This window comes from Cryobacterium sp. LW097 (assembly GCF_002205495.2).
Lineage (GTDB): Bacteria > Actinomycetota > Actinomycetes > Actinomycetales > Microbacteriaceae > Cryobacterium > Cryobacterium zongtaii.
The window spans coordinates 346050-364102 of the sequence record NZ_CP021992.1; the positions used below are offsets into that span (position 1 = coordinate 346050).

The 18053-nt window shown below is 65.6% G+C and carries 14 protein-coding genes; 13 read left to right on the plus strand and 1 reads right to left on the minus strand.

Translation table 11 applies throughout. The features are described 5' to 3' along the window. Nucleotides 1–4: 4 nt before the first annotated feature. A complete protein-coding gene (locus B7495_RS01655; RefSeq protein ID WP_240632344.1) occupies nt 5–679 on the plus strand; it encodes a cyclase family protein in 675 nt (224 codons plus the stop codon). Nucleotides 680–763: 84 nt separating this feature from the next. Next, the gene (locus B7495_RS01660; protein ID WP_088454824.1) at nt 764–1936 is read left to right on the plus strand and encodes an IS30 family transposase; all 1173 of its coding nucleotides are present in this window, start codon (nt 764–766) and stop codon (nt 1934–1936) included. A 52-nt stretch (nt 1937–1988) separates the two neighbouring features. Here B7495_RS01660 and B7495_RS01665 read toward each other — a convergent pair whose 3' ends face one another. After that, nucleotides 1989–4019: a beta-galactosidase gene (locus B7495_RS01665; protein ID WP_088455053.1), complete on the minus strand. Its 2031-nt coding sequence runs from the start codon at nt 4017–4019 to the stop codon at nt 1989–1991. 193 nt (nt 4020–4212) lie between these two features. Between B7495_RS01665 and B7495_RS01670 the strand changes: the two genes are divergently transcribed. The 11 genes from B7495_RS01670 (at nt 4213) to B7495_RS01720 (ending at nt 17998) form a co-directional block, all read left to right on the plus strand. After that, a complete protein-coding gene (locus B7495_RS01670; protein ID WP_088455054.1) occupies nt 4213–5514 on the plus strand; it encodes an ABC transporter substrate-binding protein in 1302 nt (433 codons plus the stop codon). Nucleotides 5515–5738: 224 nt separating this feature from the next. Then, nucleotides 5739–6608, plus strand: a complete 870-nt coding sequence (locus B7495_RS01675; protein WP_088457822.1) for a carbohydrate ABC transporter permease — start codon at nt 5739–5741, stop codon at nt 6606–6608. Nucleotides 6609–6611: 3 nt separating this feature from the next. Further along, nucleotides 6612–7517, plus strand: a complete 906-nt coding sequence (locus B7495_RS01680) for a carbohydrate ABC transporter permease (RefSeq protein WP_088455055.1) — start codon at nt 6612–6614, stop codon at nt 7515–7517. A gap of 19 nt (nt 7518–7536) precedes the next feature. Continuing rightward, nucleotides 7537–8553, plus strand: coding sequence for a LacI family DNA-binding transcriptional regulator (locus B7495_RS01685; protein WP_088455056.1), 1017 nt, complete (start codon nt 7537–7539; stop codon nt 8551–8553). A gap of 161 nt (nt 8554–8714) precedes the next feature. Further along, nucleotides 8715–9734 (plus strand): LacI family DNA-binding transcriptional regulator, encoded by a 1020-nt coding sequence (locus tag B7495_RS01690; RefSeq protein ID WP_240632345.1) that lies wholly within the window; start codon nt 8715–8717, stop codon nt 9732–9734. A gap of 264 nt (nt 9735–9998) precedes the next feature. Next, complete coding sequence (locus B7495_RS01695) at nt 9999–10709, plus strand: L-ribulose-5-phosphate 4-epimerase (protein WP_088455057.1); 711 nt, start codon at nt 9999–10001, stop codon at nt 10707–10709. Beyond that, nucleotides 10709–12232 carry an L-arabinose isomerase gene (gene araA, locus B7495_RS01700; RefSeq protein ID WP_088455058.1) on the plus strand — a complete coding sequence of 508 codons (1524 nt, stop codon included), beginning with the start codon at nt 10709–10711 and terminating at the stop codon, nt 12230–12232. The genes B7495_RS01695 and araA overlap by 1 nt, the downstream gene beginning before the upstream one ends. Before the next feature lie 69 nt (nt 12233–12301). Continuing rightward, complete coding sequence (chvE, locus tag B7495_RS01705; protein WP_304984977.1) at nt 12302–13414, plus strand: multiple monosaccharide ABC transporter substrate-binding protein; 1113 nt, start codon at nt 12302–12304, stop codon at nt 13412–13414. Nucleotides 13415–13500: 86 nt separating this feature from the next. Beyond that, on the plus strand, nt 13501–15030 hold the full coding sequence (gene mmsA / locus B7495_RS01710; protein WP_088455059.1) for a multiple monosaccharide ABC transporter ATP-binding protein: 1530 nt from the start codon (nt 13501–13503) through the stop codon (nt 15028–15030). A 33-nt stretch (nt 15031–15063) separates the two neighbouring features. After that, nucleotides 15064–16305 carry a multiple monosaccharide ABC transporter permease gene (gene mmsB / locus B7495_RS01715; RefSeq protein ID WP_088455060.1) on the plus strand — a complete coding sequence of 414 codons (1242 nt, stop codon included), beginning with the start codon at nt 15064–15066 and terminating at the stop codon, nt 16303–16305. Nucleotides 16306–17113: 808 nt separating this feature from the next. Further along, nucleotides 17114–17998, plus strand: a complete 885-nt coding sequence (locus tag B7495_RS01720) for a hypothetical protein (protein WP_151199507.1) — start codon at nt 17114–17116, stop codon at nt 17996–17998. Nucleotides 17999–18053 lie beyond the last annotated feature (55 nt).

Sequence of the window (18053 nt, forward strand, 5' to 3'; positions counted from 1 at the left end):
TCCTATGCCGGCTTCCGCCTCCAGCTTCGTCGACCTCAGCCACGAGATCAGCGCGGGGCTGGTGACCTACCCCGGACTGCCGGCGCCGGTGATCACACCGCACCTCATCAGGGCGGATTCGCGCAGCCGTTACGCGGAGGGCACCGAGTTCGCCATGGACACCATCACGATGATCGGCAACACCGGAACGTACCTCGACAGCCCGTTCCACCGGTACGAGGGCGGGGTCGACCTGGCCGGGCTGCCGCTCGAGGCTCTCGCCGACCTGCCCGCACACGTGTTCCGCTGCGAGCAGGCGTCGGAGCGAGGGATCCCGGCGGCTGCCTTCGACGGCCTGAACCTCGGTGGAACCGCCGTTCTGCTGCACACGGGGTGGGACCGCCACTTTGGCACGGCAGCTTACGCGAGCAGTGCGCCGTTCCTCACCGGGGACGGCGCCAGGGCGTTGGTGGCCGCCGGCGCGACCCTGGTGGGAATCGATTCCCTCAACATCGACGACACCGAGTCCGGCGGGGAGCGGCCGGCGCACTCACTTCTGCTGGCCGCGGGGATCCCCGTGGTCGAGCACCTCACCGGGCTCGGCGGGCTCCCCGACCGGGGAGCCCGATTCACCGCCGTGCCACCGCGGGTGCGGGACTTCGGCACCTTCCCGGTGCGGGCGTTCGCCCGGCTGCCCTGACCCTGCAACTGTTCCCCGTGCGGACACGTGCGCCCCTTGGGTTCAGGGGGTCGTTGCAACACCTGATTGATTGAGGTGTTGGTTATGGGTGGTCGTGTTGGGTTTCCGCGTGAGGTTCGTCGTCGGTTCTGGGAGGAGCTCAGGGTCGGCGGCACGGTCACGGATGCGGCTGCCGGCGCGGGGGTGAATCGGTCGACGGCTGCGAACTGGGTAAGTCAGGCTGGCGGGATGGTTCCCCCGCGCGTTGACCCGTCGAGCCGTTTGACGTTCCTCGATCGGGAGGAGATCTGGTTTGGCCGTTCTCAAGGCGAAAGCATGCGCTCGATCGCGGCCCGGCTTGGGCGGGCGCCGTCCACGATCAGCCGCGAACTGCGCGGCGGGATGACGAGGCGCGGGTATCGTCCGTCGTTCGCTGAGCAACAGTCCCGGTATCGAGCGCGCCGGCCCCGCGGCGGGAAGCTGGCCAATAACGACCGGTTGCTGGAATACGTGCAAACTGGGTTGAGCGCCGAACACAGCCCGGAGCAAATCAGTCTGCGGCTGCGGCGAGACTTCCCCGACGACATGGAGATGCGGGTGTCTCACGAGACGATCTATCAGGCCCTCTATGTTGAAGGGCGCGGCCAGCTGCGCCGCGACCTGGTTACGGCGCTGCGGACCGGGCGGACGTTGCGCAAATCTCAGGGTCGGCAACAACCCGGATCGCGCATCCGCGACATGGTCATGATCACCGACCGGCCCGCGGAGGTCGAAGACCGCGCCGTTCCCGGCCACTGGGAAGGCGACCTCATCACCGGCGCCGGAAACGCCTCAGCGATCGGCACCCTGGTTGAGCGCGCAACCGGATATTTGATGCTGCTGCACCTCCCCGAGAAACACGGCGCGATCGAGGTTCGCGACCAGATGATCATCGCGATCGAGAAGATGCCCGCAGAACTGCGCAAAACAGTGACCTGGGACCAAGGCATCGAGATGGCCAAGCACCGAGACATCACCATCGCCACCGGCATCGACATCTACTTCTGCGACCCGCACTCGCCCTGGCAGCGCGGCTCGAACGAGAACACCAACGGGCTGTTACGGCAGTACTTCCCCAAGGGCACCGACCTCTCCGGCTACCACCCCGAATACCTCGAATTCGTCACCGACAAGCTCAACGACCGACCACGAAAACGGCTCGACGCAGCCACCCCGCGAGAAGCCCTGCATCAGCTACTCTCAGACCAAGAAAACAGCGGTGTTGCATCGACCAGTTGAATCCACCCCCGGTGCGCCGGGAACAGTTGTCCGCACGGGGAACAGTTAGCCGCTATCGGACGCTGTGCACCACGCGGGTGAGTCCGGCCGGTACCAGGACGGTGCCGTCGACCGTGGCCTGGGTGAGTAACTCGGTGCCGGAGGCCGGCCAGGACTGGTCGGCATCCGTGTGGTTGATCACGAACAGGAACTCGTCGGTGTCGGTGGACCGGATGATGGTCTCGACGCCGTCGATGCCGCGGGCCGCCTCGATGCCGGCGGTGTTGAGGACGTCCAGCAGCAGGGAGTCCAGGTCGGTTCCGGTGAGCTTGGTCGAGATGTACCAGGCCGACCCCGCACCGAACGCGTTGCGGGTGAGGGCCGGTCCGCCGGCGGCCGGGCCGTCCACGTACCGGGCCAGCACCTCAGCGGTGGAGACCTCGATGTCGTCGGTCCAGGCGGTTCCGGTGCGGGAATCGCTGAGGGTGACGGTCTCGTTCTCGTGCAGGGGCAGGAACTCCGGGATGGTCAGGCCGAGCACCTCCCGGAGCGCGCCGGGCGCGGCTCCCGGGTAGACGGTGTCGTTCTCGTCGACGATGCCGGAGAAGTAGGAGACGACCAGGTGGCCGCCGTCCCGCACGTAGCCGGTGAGGTTCTCCGAGGCCGCCGGACCGGCGAGGTAGAGGCTGGGCGCGATAACGAGGTCGTAGCCGGTGAGGTCGTCGCGCGGATGCGCGAAGTCCACCGACACGTTGCGGTTCCACAGCGCCGTGTAGAAGGCCTCGAGGCGTTCGCGGTGGCCCAGTTCGGCGCTCGGGCGCCATTCGAAGTCCTGTGCCCAGAACGACTCGGTGTCCCAGAGCAGCGCGACGCGAGCCTGCACGCGGGAGCCGCGCACGGCCTCGAGGGACCCGAGGGTTTCGCCCAGGGCGACGACCTCGCGCCAGACCCGGGTCTCGGCTCCGGCGTGCGGCAGCATCGCGGAGTGGAACTTCTCAACGCCGAACCTGGAGGCCCGGAACTGGAAGAACAGGATGCCGTCGGCGCCGCGGGCCAGGTGGGAGAGTGAGTTGCGGGCCATCTCGCCGGCACGCTTGGCGATGTTGCGGGGCTGCCAGTTGACGGCGCCGGTGGAGTGCTCCATCAGGATCCACGGGGCGCCGCCGGCCAGCGACCGGGACAGGTCGGCATCCATGGCCAGCAACACATGGTTGTCGGCGCGTTCGGCCACCAGGTAGTGGTCGTTGGCGACGATGTCCACCTCCCTGGCCCACTTCCAGTAGTCGGGGGAGAGGCAATTGGTGGCCATGAAGTTGGTGGTCACGGGGATGTCCGGGGTGAACCGGCGGATGACATCGCGCTCGTTGATGTAGCACTCGAGCAACGCGTCGGAGGTGAACCGGTGGAAGTCCAGGCGCTGCGCCTGGTTGCTCACCGAGGCCGACTGGCGGGGCGCGTCGATCTCGTCCCACTCGCCGTACACCTGTCCCCAGAAGGTGGTGCCCCACTTCTCATTGAGGGTGTCAAGGGTGCCGTAACGCTTCTGCAGCCAGACCCTGAAGGCGGCGACGGAGTGGTCGTCGTAGGAGTCGCTGATGGGCGCACCGTACTCGTTGTGCACGTGCCAGAGCACAAGGGCGGGGTGGTTCGCATACCGGCGGGCGAGCTGCTCGGTGATGGCCGCGGCGGCCCGGCGGTAGTCGGGGCTCGACGGGCTGACCATGCCGCGGGAACCGTTGCCCAGGGTGATGCCGTCCCGGGTGACCGGCCGGGAGTCCGGGTATTTCTTCCAGAACCAGGCCGGCGGGGCCGCGGTGGGCGTGGCGAGGTCGATGTCGATGCCGGCCTCGTGCAGCAGGCCGAAGATGTCGTCGAGCTTGCTGAAGTCGTATTCGCCCTCGCGTGGCTCCAGGATGCCCCAGGCGAAGATCGCGATGCTGACCAGGTTGATCCCGGCCTGCTTCATCAGCTTGATGTCTTCCAGCCAGGTCTCGCGGGGCCACTGCTCCGGGTTGTAGTCGCCACCGTAACGAAGCCCGGTCGTGCCCTTCAACCACCGGTCTGTCGCGGGCGCTCTGGCGGGGAATGGGGTGTGGATCGACATTGGTCTAAGGCTCCTTCAACTGTGTGCGCTCCCAGTTCTAGCACAGCCGATTGGCATAATCCAGATCAAGACCGCATGTTGACACGGCTAGAAATGTGTGAATTACTAGTACCGCTCCCAGTCGAGCCCGAGTTTTCTCGATACGACAGCTGGGCGCCACCACACAGCACCCAGCTTTCATCAAGGAGGACGAATGCGCACGTCAATTCGGGTAGGGGCAGTGGCCATGGCCACGGCCGCCGCACTGCTCATGTCAGGTTGTTCGGCAAACACGGGCGGGGGTGACGACGTCCCGGTCGAACTGAACTACTGGGCCTGGGCCCCGAACCTCGAAGAGGTCGTTGACATCTGGAACGCGGAGAACCCCGACATCCAGGTCACCGTGCAGAAGCAGGACGGCGGCGACCCCGCCATCACCAAACTGCTCACGGCCATCAAGGCCGGCAGCGGTGCACCCGACCTGATCCAGGCCGAGTACCAGAAGATCCCCACCCTGGTCTCCTCCGACGCTCTCGCCGACCTGTCCGAATACGGCGCCGGCGACGTCCAGGATGCCTTTGCCGACGGCGTCTGGGACTCCGTCACGCTCGGATCCGACGCGATTTACGCGATCCCCCAGGACAGCGGACCGATGATGTTCTTCTACCGGGCCGACATCCTCGAGCAGCTCGGCCTGGCCGTGCCCACCACCTGGGACGAATACGCCGCCGTCGCCCGCGCCGTGCACGCTGCTGACCCGGCCAAGTACCTGGGCACCTTCTCGTCCAATGACGCCGGCTGGTTCACGGGCATGGCCCAGCAGGCCGGTGCCTCCTGGTGGGGCATCGACGGTGAGGCCTGGAGCGTCGACATCGCCGAAACCCCCACCGAGACCGTTGCCGGTTACTGGGGCGGCCTCGTAGAAGAGGGCGTCATCGACAACAAGCCCATGTACACGCCCGAGTGGAACGCCGGCCTGAACAACGGCGAACAGGTGGGCTGGCTGAGCGCCGTCTGGGCACCCGGCGTGCTCGGCGGCAACGCTGCAGACACCGCCGGCCTCTGGAAGGCCGCGCCGATGCCGCAGTGGGATGTCGACGCGCCCGCGACGGGCAACTGGGGCGGATCGTCAACGGCCGTCACCACGCAGTCCGACCACCCGGAGGAGGCCGCCAAGTTCGCCACCTGGCTGAACACCGACGCCGAAGCCGTCCAGGCCCTGGTCACCACGGCCGGGATCTACCCCGCCGACGCCGAACAGGCCAAGGCCGCGCTGACCTCCCCGCCGGAGTTCTTCAGCAACCAGCCGGACTTCTACGAGGTCGCCGCGGAGGTGGCCGACACCGTGAGCCCGTTCACCTACGGACCGAACGTGAACGTGGCCTACAGCGCCTACAACGACGAGTTCGCGAAGGCGGCCGACGCCAAAACCCAGAGCGCCTTCCTCGATGCCGTCACTGCCATGCAGAAGATCACCACCGACGACATGAAGAAGAGCGGCTTCACGGTCGAATAGACGCGGTCGAATAGACGCGGTCGGGTACCGTCGCGTCTCGCCCCGGAGAGTCCGCCGGCCCACCGGCCGGCGGACTCCCTCCACCATCCATCACCACCCCAGATCGTGTCGATTGAGGACAACCCGTGACAGTGACAGAGGCCCCCGTGGCCACCCGGAGCAGCACCCCGACGGTTCGCCGGGGACGCGGCACCTTTCGTTCGAGGGTGCTCGTGCCCTACGCCATGCTGGCCCCCGGCATCATCCTGTTCGTGGCCTTCATGGCCGCGCCCATCGTCTACACGCTCTTCCTGAGCTTCCAGAAGACCAAGGTGTCCGGCCTCGGTCTCGGCTCCGGCGCTCGCAGCACGGTCTTCGCCGGCATCGACAACTACGTCACGACCCTCACGAACACCGAATTCGGCGCCAGCGTCGGACGAGTGCTGGTCTACGGCTTCATCCTGATCCCACTGATGCTGGGCCTCGCGCTGCTCTTCGCCCTGCTGCTGGATTCCCGCCGCACCCGCGCCGCCGGCTTCTCCCGCACCGCCATCTTCCTGCCGTACGCCGTTCCGGCCGTGATCAGCTCCCTGCTCTGGGGCTTCCTCTACCTCCCCGCCGTGAGCCCGTTCTACTTCGTCTTCGACAAGCTCGGCTGGGACGTGCCCTCGCTGCTCTCCTCCGGCGGGGTCACCTTCGCGATCGCCAACATCGCCCTCTGGGGCGGCGTGGGATTCAACATGATCGTGATGTATACCTCCCTCAAGTCGGTACCGTCCGACATCTACGAAGCCGCCAAACTGGACGGAGCCAGCGAGATCCAGATCGCGCTGCGAATCAAGGTCCCCATCATCGCCCCGGCGATCGTGATGACCGCGCTGTTCTCGATGGTCGCCACCCTGCAGGTGTTCGCCGAGCCCACCACGCTCCGCCCGCTCACCAACTCGCTGTCCACCAGTTGGTCGCCGCTGATGCTGGTCTACCGGGATGCGTTCACCCGCGACGACATCTACTCCGCCGCCGCCACCTCGATAGTCATCGCCCTGGTGACCTTCGCCTTCTCATTCCTGTTCCTGCGCGTCGTGCAGAAACGCGCCTTCGGCCAGGAGGACTGACCCATGACAACCACACTCACGCCCACCCGGCCCGACCGCGCCCAGCGCAAGGCCGAGCGGGCCTCGGCCCGCACCTTCCGGCAGAAGGCCAGCCCGGTGTCCACCGGCATCCTCATCATCGGTGCGATCTACTGCCTGTTCCCGGTCTTCTGGGTCCTGATGGCGTCGAGCAAGGACAGCTCCGAACTGTTCTCCACCTTCACGCTGATGCCGAGCACCCACCTGTGGGACAACATCGTGCAGCTCAGCCAGTACCGCGACGGCCTGTTCTGGCGCTGGGTGCTCAACACCGCGATCTACGCGGGCGTCGGCGCCCTGGCCTCCACCTGGATCTCGGCGATCTCCGGCTATGTGCTGGCCAAGTTCGAATTCCCCGGCAAGAAGGTCGTCTTCTCGATCCTTCTGATGGGCGTGCTGGTTCCCGGCGTCATCCTGGCCATCCCGCAGTACTTCCTGCTGGCCGAGGTGGGCCTGACCAACACCATGTGGTCGGTGCTGCTGCCCCAGATCATCAGCCCGTACGGCATCTACCTGGCTCGCATCTACGCCGCCGCCTCCGTACCCACCGAGGTCATCGAGGCCTCCCGCACCGAGGGCGCCGGCGAGCTGTACATCTTCAACCGCATCGCCCTGCCGATGATGGGCCCGGGCCTGGTGACGATCTTCCTGTTCCAGTTCGTGGCGGTCTGGAACAACTTCATGCTGCCCTACATCATGCTCGGCGACGACAAACTGTTCCCGGTGACCGTCGGCCTGAGCGGCCTGCTCAACCAGGGCGCATCCGCACCGTCGATGTACACCCTCGTGATCACCGGCGCGCTGCTGTCGATCATCCCCCTGATCATCCTGTTCCTCGTTCTGCAGCGCTACTGGAAGGTTGACCTCGCGGCCGGTGCGGTCAAGGCCTGACGGTCGCTAGGCTTCACTCGTGACCCCGCCACCCGCCAAGCGCCGGCCGACCATCGATGATGTGGCCGCCGCTGCCGGCGTGTCCAGGGGCACGGTGTCCAGGGTGCTCAACGGCGGCCACTGGGTGAGTCCGGATTCGCTGGCCTCGGTCAACAGCGCGATCAAGAAGACCGGTTACCGGGTCAACCCGCACGCCCGCAGCCTCGCCACCAGCCGGGCGAATTCGGTGGCGTTCCTGCTCACCGAATCACACGACCGCCTCTTCGAAGACCCGAACTTCGCGGTGCTGATGCGCGGGGCGTCGAAGGCGCTGTCCGAACACGACATCTCGCTCGTGCTGATCATGGCCGGTAACGAGGACGAACAGCGCCGGGCGACCGAGTTCATCACCGCCGGTCACGTCGACGGGGTGCTGCTCGTGTCCTCGCACAGCGGCCGGCGCGGCCTGATCTCCGAGATCATCGCCGCGAACGTGCCGGCCATCGCCTGCGGCGTGCCGCTGGGCTTTGAGAGGAAGATGGGTTACGTCGCCGCGGACGACTACGAGGGGGCCAGGGAAATGGTCCGCTATCTGCACGGGCTCGGCCGTTCCCGTATCGCGACCATCGCCGGACCGGAAGATACCTCTGGAGGCATGCGTCGGTTCGAGGCATATGCCGACGAACTCGGGGCGGCCTTCGACCCGAGTTTCGTGGCCCGCGGCGACTACAGCCGGGTCAGTGGGGCGCTGGCGATGACCGAGCTCCTGGAGAGCCAGCCCGACCTCGACGCCGTCTTCGCGGCGAATGACATGATGGCGGCCGGCGCCATCGACGTGTTGCTGGCGTCCGGCCGCCGGGTACCTGACGACGTCGCCGTCGGCGGCTTCGACGACGCCCCAGTGGCGACCATGACCATTCCGGGTCTGACCACGATGCACCAGCCGTTCGAGAGGATCAGCGAGGAAATGGTGCGTTTGCTGCTGCGAGTCATCGATGGTGAACGGCCCGCCGCCATCGTGCTGCCCACCGATCTGGTGGTGCGCGAGAGCGCCTGAGTCGAGTGCGCTTCCGCGACAAGGTGCCCTTGTGACTGTCACATGGCTCCATTGCTGGGGCATGTGACCGTCACATAGTGCACTTCGTCATGGCGCGTCGCGTGCATAATTGGGGTGCGTCCACAATTGTGACCGTGCACATTCGAACGAGGCCTCCTCCCGTGCCAGCTGATCTGCCCAAGAGTCGCGCACCCAGCATCCGGGATGTCGCGCGCCTTGCCGGCGTGTCGCACCAGACGGTCTCCAGAGTGCTCAACAACCACCCGAGCATCCGTGATTCGACCAAGGCCCGCGTGCAGCAGGTCATGGAGGACCTGCAGTACCGCCCCAACCGGGCGGCCCGTGCCCTGTCCCGCGGCACGTCGCGCACCATCGGGGTACTCGCGGCGTCGAGTTCGCAATACGGACCGGCCAGCAGCATCGCCGCCATTCAGGATGCCGCCCGCGAAGCCGGCTACTACGTCAATACCGCCAATCTCACCTCCGTCGACCCGGACACCATCGAGGCCGCCCTTGACCACCTGATGCTGCAGTCCGTGGAGGGAATCGTCGTCATCGCCCCGCAGATGCGGGTCTTCGACGTCCTCGAACAGCTCTCCATCGCCGTGCCATACGTGACCTTGCAGTCCACCGGGAAGCTGAATGAACACGGCCTGTCTTTCGACCAGATCTCCGGTGCCCGGGCCGCGACCCGGCACCTCATCGACCTGGGTCATCGCAATATCTACCATCTGGCTGGTCCGCAGGACTGGATCGAGGCCGAGGCCCGCATGCGCGGCTTCCTCGACGAGATGGGGGCGATGGATGTGCCGACCACGGCGCCCATCCTGGGCGACTGGACCGCCGACTTCGGCTACTACGCCGGCCGCGAGCTGTTGCGGGTGCGCGATTTCACCGCCATCTTCTCGTCGAACGACCAGATGGCGCTCGGCGTGATGCATGCCATCAGGGATGCCGGACTGAGCATCCCGGGCGATGTCAGCGTGGTCGGCTTCGATGATATTCCGGAAGCGGCACATTTCTGGCCGCCGCTCACGACGGTGCGGCAAGACTTCCCCGAACTCGGTCGACGCTGCATGGCGCTGCTGCTCGACGACATCAGCGCCGTCTCCCCAGAGCGCCGCGGCGCCATCATCCCCGAGCTCGTCGTGCGGGCGTCCACGGGCCCGCCGGCGTTCTGACCGGCACCATCTGGCGCCAGGTCGGGCCCCTGATCAAGGCTGTTACCCAAAGGTGATAATCCGAACTTGACAGATGTTTCCCAGATGCGACTAACATGAGGTCAGCAATGTGACCGTTCACATTTGAAGTTTCACCCGTAGCACCTCAGACAAGGGAGTCGATTCTGTGAGCACGTCCACCGCGCAGCGCGCCGCACAGGCCGCAGCTGCAGACGAGTCTTACGCCTCCGGAATCGGCAACCCTGCAGCTGCCGCGGTGTCGGTATGAGCACCTTCGGCCCGCAGATCGAGGTCGCGATCGCGCGTGTGCGGGCGGATATCGCTCGGCTGCATGGTGAGTTGACGGCCAATGGCTTGGTGGTGTGGACCGGCGGTAACGTGTCGGGTCGGGTGCCGGGCGCGGACTTGTTTGTGATCAAGCCGTCCGGGGTGGATTATGCGGATTTGGCGCCGGAGAACATGATTCTTTGTGATCTGGATGGCAGTGTCGTTCCGGAGACTCCGGGTGCGGACCGGTCGCCGTCGTCGGACACGGCTGCGCATGCGTATGTGTACCGGAACATGCCCGAGGTCGGCGGGGTGGTTCACACGCATTCCACTTACGCGACGGCGTGGGCTGCGCGTGGTGAGGAGATCCCGTGTGTGATCACGGCGATGGCTGATGAGTTCGGCGGTCCGATCCCGGTGGGCCGGTTCGCGATCATCGGTGATGACACCATCGGTCAGGGCATTGTCGAGGCGTTGGCTGGGCATCGTTCCCGGGCGGTGTTGATGCAGAACCATGGGCCGTTCACGATCGGTAAGGATGCCCGTGATGCGGTCAAGGCTGCCGTGATGGTCGAAGACGTCGCCCGTACGGTGCACTTGGCCCGGCAGGGTGGCCCGCTGATTCCGATCCCGCAGGAATCGATCGATTCTCTTTTCAACCGTTACCAGAATGTCTACGGACAAGCACCGCAAGGAGCCCTCAAATAATGTCACCCACCGCACTCAACACGTCCCTGGACAGCTACGAGGTCTGGTTCCTCACCGGCAGCCAGAACCTGTATGGCGAGGAGACCCTGCGCCAGGTCGCCGAGCAGTCCCGGGCGATCGCCGATGCTCTCAACGCGTCCAGTGACGTGCCCGTCACGGTGGTGTGGAAGCCGGTTTTGAAGGACGCTGAGTCGATCCGTCGGGCCGCGTTGGATGCCAACGGTGATGACAAGGTCATCGGTTTGATCGCGTGGATGCACACGTTCTCGCCGGCGAAGATGTGGATCGGCGGCCTCAACGCGTTGACCAAGCCGTTGCTGCACCTGCACACCCAGGCCAACGTGGAACTGCCCTGGGCCGAGATCGATTTCGATTTCATGAACCTGAACCAGGCCGCGCACGGCGACCGGGAGTTCGGGTACATCCAGACCCGCCTGGGCGTGTCGCGGAAGACCGTTGTCGGCCACGTGTCCAACCCGGTGGTCAGCGCCTCGATCGGCACCTGGACGCGTGCTGCGGCCGGCTGGGCGGCATCGAACAGTATGAAACTGGCCCGGTTCGGCGACAACATGCGTTACGTCGCCGTCACCGAGGGCGACAAGACCGAAGCCGAGCTGCGTTTCGGCGTGCAGGTGAACACCTGGTCGGTCAACGAACTCGCCGAGACCGTGCACGCCGCCACGGCTGCTGACATCGACGCGCTCGTGGCCGAATACGACGAGCTCTACGACGTGGCCCCGGAGCTTCGCCGCGGCGGTGACCGGCACGAGTCGCTGCGTTACGGCGCCGCGATCGAACTCGGGTTGAAGTCCTTCCTCGAAGCCGGCGGTTTCAGCGCGTTCACCACCAACTTCGAAGACCTCGGCGCCCTCAAGCAACTGCCCGGCCTGGCCGTGCAACGCCTCATGGCCCAGGGCTACGGCTTCGGCGCCGAAGGCGACTGGAAGACCGCGATCCTGGTCCGCGTGGCCAACGTGATGGGTTCGGGCCTGCCCGGCGGGGCGAGCCTGATGGAGGACTACACCTACGACCTCACCCCCGGCGCCGAACTCATCCTCGGCGCCCACATGCTCGAGGTCAGCCCGTCACTGGCCACCGAGAAGCCGACCCTGGAGATCCACCCGCTGGGCATCGGCGGCAAAGACGACCCGGTGCGCCTGGTCTTCAACGCCGCCCCCGGCCCCGCCGTGGTCGTCGCGATGAGCGACATGCGCGACAGGTTCCGCCTCACCGCGAACGTCGTCGAGGTCGTCGAACCCACCCAAGCGCTACCCAAACTCCCCGTCGGCCGCGCCGTCTGGAAGCCCGCACCCGACTTCGCCACCTCCGCCGCCGCCTGGCTCACCGCCGGCGCCGCCCACCACACCGTCATGTCGACAGCCGTCGGCATCGAGGTGTTCCAAGACTTCGCCGAGATCGCTCAAACCGAGCTCCTCGTGATCGATGAAACCACCACCCTGCGGGACTTCTCCCGCGAGGTCCGATGGAACCAGGCGTACTACCGCCTGGCGCAAGGCCTGTAAATCACACACGCACCACTCTGTTTCACCCATTTGACATCAAAGTCGATTGAAAATACGAAAGGAACCACAGTGAAGAAGAAAGCTTTCCTCGCGACACTGGCAGCCGGAGCCATGGTTATGTCCCTGGCAGCCTGCTCCAGCGGCGGAGACTCTGGCGGCGGCGACGGCGGCCTCGTCGGCGTCGCAATGCCCACCAAGTCCTCCGAGCGCTGGATCAACGACGGTAACGCCGTCAAGGAGCAGCTCGAAGCCGAGGGCTTCACCGTCGACCTGCAGTACGCAGAAGACGACATCCCCATGCAGGTCTCGCAGATCGAGAACATGATCACCAAGGGCGCCAAGGCCCTGATCGTCGCCTCGATCGACGGCACCACCCTCACCAGCGTGCTCCAGGACGCCGCAGACGCCGACATCCCCGTCATCGCCTACGACCGCCTGATCCGCGACACCGAGAACGTCAACTACTACGCCTCGTTCGACAACTTCAAGGTTGGCCAGCAGCAGGCCTGGTCGTTGCTGAACGGCCTCGGCCTGGTCGAGCTGGACGGAACGCCCATCGAGGGTGCACCGGCCGGCCCGTTCAACGTCGAGTTGTTTGCCGGTTCGCTGGACGACAACAACGCGTTCTTCTTCTACGACGGCGCGATGGATGTCCTCCAGCCGCTGATCGACGCCAAGACCATCGTGGTCAAGAGCGGCCAGACCGACATCGAGCAGGTTGCAACCCTGCGTTGGGACGGTGAAGAAGCACAGAGCCGCATGGAGAACATCCTGACGTCGACGTACTCCGACGGCAGCGTCGTCAACGGCGTGCTCTCCCCGTACGACGGCATCTCCCGAGGCATCATTTCTGCCCTCGAGGGCTCCGGCTACACAGTGGGCCCGGAATGGCCCGCGATCTCCGGTCAGGACGCTGAGCTCGACTCGGTCAAGGCCATCGTCGCCGGTGAGCAGTACGGCACGATCTTCAAGGACACCCGCAAGCTGGCCGAGGTCGCCGTTTCGATGACCCTCGCCCTGCTCAACGGTGACGAGCCGGAGATCAACAACACCGAAGATTACGACAACGGTGTCAAGGTTGTGGATTCCTACCTCCTCGACTCTTCGATCGTGATCAAGGACAACATCACCGAAGAGCTGGTTGACACCGGCTACTGGACCCAGGCCGAGATCGACGGCTAAGAGTCACGTGTTAGTGACCGGCCGGCGGGGCCTCACAGCCCCGCCGGCCGGTCAGCACAAGGTATCGACCTAAGAAAGGAACGCACGTGACCACCAACATCCTCGAGATGCGCGGTATTACCAAGACCTTCCCCGGCGTCAAGGCGCTGCAGGACGTGACGCTCAACGTCGCTCGCGGCGAAGTTCACGCCATCTGCGGTGAGAACGGCGCGGGCAAGTCCACGCTGATGAAGGTGCTCAGCGGCGTTTACCCGCACGGCACCTACACCGGCGACATCGTCTTCGAAGACGAAGTCGTTGAATTCAAGGACATCAGGGACAGCGAAGCCAAGGGCATCGTCATCATCCACCAGGAACTCGCACTGAGTCCCTACCTCTCCATCGCGGAGAACATCTTCCTCAACAACGAACAACGCGGCGCCTTGGGCCTGATCGACTGGAACAAGACCAACACCGAGGCCGTGAAGCTCCTCGCCCGCGTGGGCCTGCGGGAGAACCCCACCACCAAGATCATGGACATCGGAGTCGGCAAGCAGCAGCTCGTGGAGATCGCCAAGGCGCTCTCCAAGCGGGTGAAGCTGCTCATCTTGGACGAGCCGACGGCCGCCCTCAACGACGAGGACTCCGACCACCTGCTCAACCTGATGCTGCACCTGAAGGGTCAGGGCATCACGTCGATCATCATCAGTCACAAGCTCAACGAGATCAAAAAGGTCTCCGACGCCGTCACGGTCATCCGCGATGGCAAGGCCATCGAGACGATCGACAAGGTCGACGTGACCGAAGACCGCATCATCAAGGACATGGTCGGCCGCGATCTCGAGCACCGTTACCCGGACCACACGCCGAACATCGGCGAGGAAATCCTGCGGGTCGAGGACTGGACCGCGCACCACCCCCAGGACCCGACCAGGGTCATGGTCGACAACGTCAACCTGAACGTGCGGCGTGGCGAGATCGTGGGTATCGCCGGGCTCATGGGAGCCGGACGCACCGAGTTCGCGATGAGCCTGTTCGGCCGCACCTACGGCAGCCGCATCACCGGCAAGGTGTTCAAGGCCGGCAAGGAGATCAAGACTCGCACGGTCACCGAGGCGATCGACAACGGCATCGCCTACGCCACCGAGGACCGCAAGACTTACGGCCTCAACCTCATCGAAGACATCAAGCGCAACATCTCGATGGCCTCGCTGGGCAAGCTCGTCAAGGGCGGACTGGTCGATGACAACGAAGAATTCAAGGTTGCCAACGAGTACCGCACGAGCATGAACATCAAGGCACCGACGGTGCTGGCCAAAACCGGGAAACTCTCCGGCGGCAACCAGCAGAAGGTCGTGCTGTCGAAGTGGATCTACTCGAATCCCGACGTGCTGATCCTGGATGAGCCCACCCGCGGCATCGATGTTGGCGCCAAGTACGAGATCTACGCGATCATCAACGCCCTCGCTGCACAGGGCAAGGGCGTCATCGTGATCTCGTCGGAGCTGCCGGAACTGATCGGCATCTGCGACCGCATCTACACCCTCTCCGAGGGGCGCATCACGGGAGAATTCCCGATCGATGCGGCCACCCCGGAGACCCTCATCAAGCACATGACCATGGAAAAGGCCCGTTAGCGTCGGCGCTATCGGAATAGGAGAAACGTCAAAATGAGTGATCTCGAAACCAAGCCGGCGAGCAACACGCCCGAAGGTGCACAAGTCAATCCCAGCAACTCCAAAGCGGCGGCCTGGTTCAGCCATGTCATCGCCGACCTCGGCAAGAACGGCATCTTCGTCGCACTGATCGTGGTGGTTGTGCTGTTCAGCTTCCTGACCGACGGCATCCTGCTGCGGCCGCAGAACATCTCGAACCTGATCGTGCAGAACGGGTACATCCTCGTTCTCGCGGTCGGCATGGTGATGGTCATCATCGCCGGCCACATCGACCTGTCGGTCGGTTCGGTCGCCGCCTTCGTCGGTGCCGTGTCCGGCGTGTTCGCCGTGACCTGGGGACTGCCCTGGTGGCTGTCGATCATCCTTTCGCTCCTGGTCGGTGCCCTGGTGGGCGTCTGGCAGGGCTTCTGGATCGCGTTCGTGGGCATCCCCGCCTTCATCGTGACCTTGGCCGGCATGCTCATCTTCCGTGGCCTCGCCCTCGTGGTGCTCGGCAACGCGAACATCGGTTCGTTCCCGGCCGAATACCGCGCACTCGGTAACGGCTTCCTCACGGATCTCTTCGGCGAGTTCGAGCTGGACCCGCTCACCCTGGGTGTCGCCGCACTGGCGATCATCGCCCTGATCGTGCAGCAGGTGCGCACCCGCAAGGGCCGCGCGGCCTACGGCCAGGAGGTCGAGCCGCTGGTTTGGTTCGTCGTCAAGCTCGTGCTCATCACCGCCGCCATCGCCATGTTCGCATACGCCCTCGCCTCCTACAAGGGCATTCCGGTCACCCTGATCGTGCTGGCCGTGCTGATCCTGGTCTACGGCATCATCATGAACCGCAGCGTGTTCGGCCGTCACATCTACGCGATCGGTGGCAACCTGCACGCCGCTGAGCTGTCGGGTGTCAAGACCCGCAACGTGACGTTCTGGCTGTTCGTGAACATGGGCGTGCTCGCTGCCCTCGCCGGCCTGATCTTCACCGCTCGCCTCAACCTGGCCGGCCCGAAGGCAGGTGACGGCTTCGAGCTCGAAGCCATCTCCGCCGCCTTCATCGGTGGCGCGGCAGTGCAGGGTGGTGTCGGCACCATCGGTGGCGCCATCATCGGTGGTCTGATCATCGGTGTGCTGAACAACGGCATGTCGATCATGGGCATCGGCATCGAGTGGCAGCAGGCCGTGAAGGGCCTCGTGCTCCTCCTCGCCGTCGCCTTCGACGTCTACAACAAGCGTCGCTCCGGCGGCCGCTAGGCACCACGCTCCATCCGGCCGCCGGCCCCGCCTCCACCACGGATGCGGGGCCGGCGGTCTTTGTGTGCCCGCTCGTGCCTCGCGTTATGCCCCGCGGCCCACGTCGCGGCCCACGTCGCGGCCCACGTCGCGGTCCGACGTGTGCCCCGCGGCACACGTTGTGCGCGGCGGCACTCTTTATGCCCCGCGGCCCACGTTGTGCGCGGCGGCACGCTTCATGCGCGGCGGCAGGCGCTAGAACCAATGCCGCCGGGGCTAACACGTGCCGCGGGGGCCAAGGCGTGCCGCCGGGAGCCTTTCGGCCTGGCACAGATGCGCGGCCGGCGGCCTTTGTTGCCCGCCGCCCGCGCATGTCTCCAAGACGCGGCTCCCTTCATGCGCCGCGGCCCGCCTTGTGCGCGGCGGCACGCTTTTTGCCCGGCGGCACGCCTCTTGCGCGGCGGCCCGCGCTAGAACCAGTGCCGCCGGAGCTAAGGCGTGCCGCGGGAGCTAAGGCGTGCCGCCGGGAGCCTTCCGTCCGGTACTGACACGTGGGTGCGCTGCTCCTCCACAGGGTACGGATCGGGCGATTGCTCAACCGGGCCGGGTCAGTATCGTGCGCCAGCGGGTCGAAGAGGGACGCTGCCGTATGGCCAATCTCCAGTCCCCGTTATCCAACCCTTCGTCCGCCGAACGCACAGCCGACGCCGCGCGCCACCGCCAAACCCTCCGCCTCGCCGAAGTCGTGAGCACTCGGTACGGCGGGCTGCTCCCGTCTGGTGCCTTGCGAGAGGTCGGAGTGTCAACGCGCGCACTCCAGACGCTGTGCGTGAGGGGTGCGCTCCAGAGTGTCCGTCGCGGTGTGTACGTGACGGGCGAGCGCTGGCGGGCCGCTGATGTCGATGAGCGGTACCGCCTGATGGTGCGGGCGACCGTTCTGGCATCGGGGCGCCGGCCCGTTTTGTCGCATCAATCTGCGGGCATCCTGCACGGCTTTCCCACCATCGGGAGCTGGCCCGCGACGGTGCACATCAGCACCCCTGACGCTGTCGGAGGCAGCAGCACCCGGTTCATAACCAGTCACCGTGGGCCGGCTCCGGACTCAGTGCAGGAGATCGACGGATGCCAGGTCACTTCTGTTGCGCGCACCCTGGTGGATGTGGCCGCCTCGTCACCCTTTCTGGTGGGTGTCACGATGGTGGACCACGCGCTGCGGGTTGAGCAGGAACGCGCCGAACGGGAGCGGCGCGGAGAGGTGCCGATCCGACCGGCGCTGACGAGGGATGACCTCTACCGCGATCTCGCGATGGTGAACCCGCGAACCGGTCGGCGCCGCGCCGAGCGGGTGATCGCTTTCGCGAACCCGCTGGCGGCAAACCCGGGGGAGACCCTGAGCAGGGTGCGGATCTTTCAGCTCGGCTTTGAGGCACCGGAGCTGCAGGTCTGCTTTCCCGACATCCTCGGCGGCAACGCTTGGGTGGACTTCTTCTGGCGCCGGGTGCGCAAGATCGGCGAATTCGACGGGTTCCTCAAGTACGGCACCGGGCTCGTGCTCGGCAATCGCGACCCGAGTTCGGTGGTGTGGCAGGAGAAACAGCGAGAGGATGCGTTACGCGCCCAGGTGAACAGTTTCGACCGGTGGGGCTGGGATCTTGCTCTCTCACCCACCCGGTTCCACGCCTTCCTCACCGAGCGGGGAGTACCCCGCGCCTGAGCGATTGTGGCGCCGAACGGGGCGGATCCGGCTCGCGGCACGGGCTAGGCGCGGT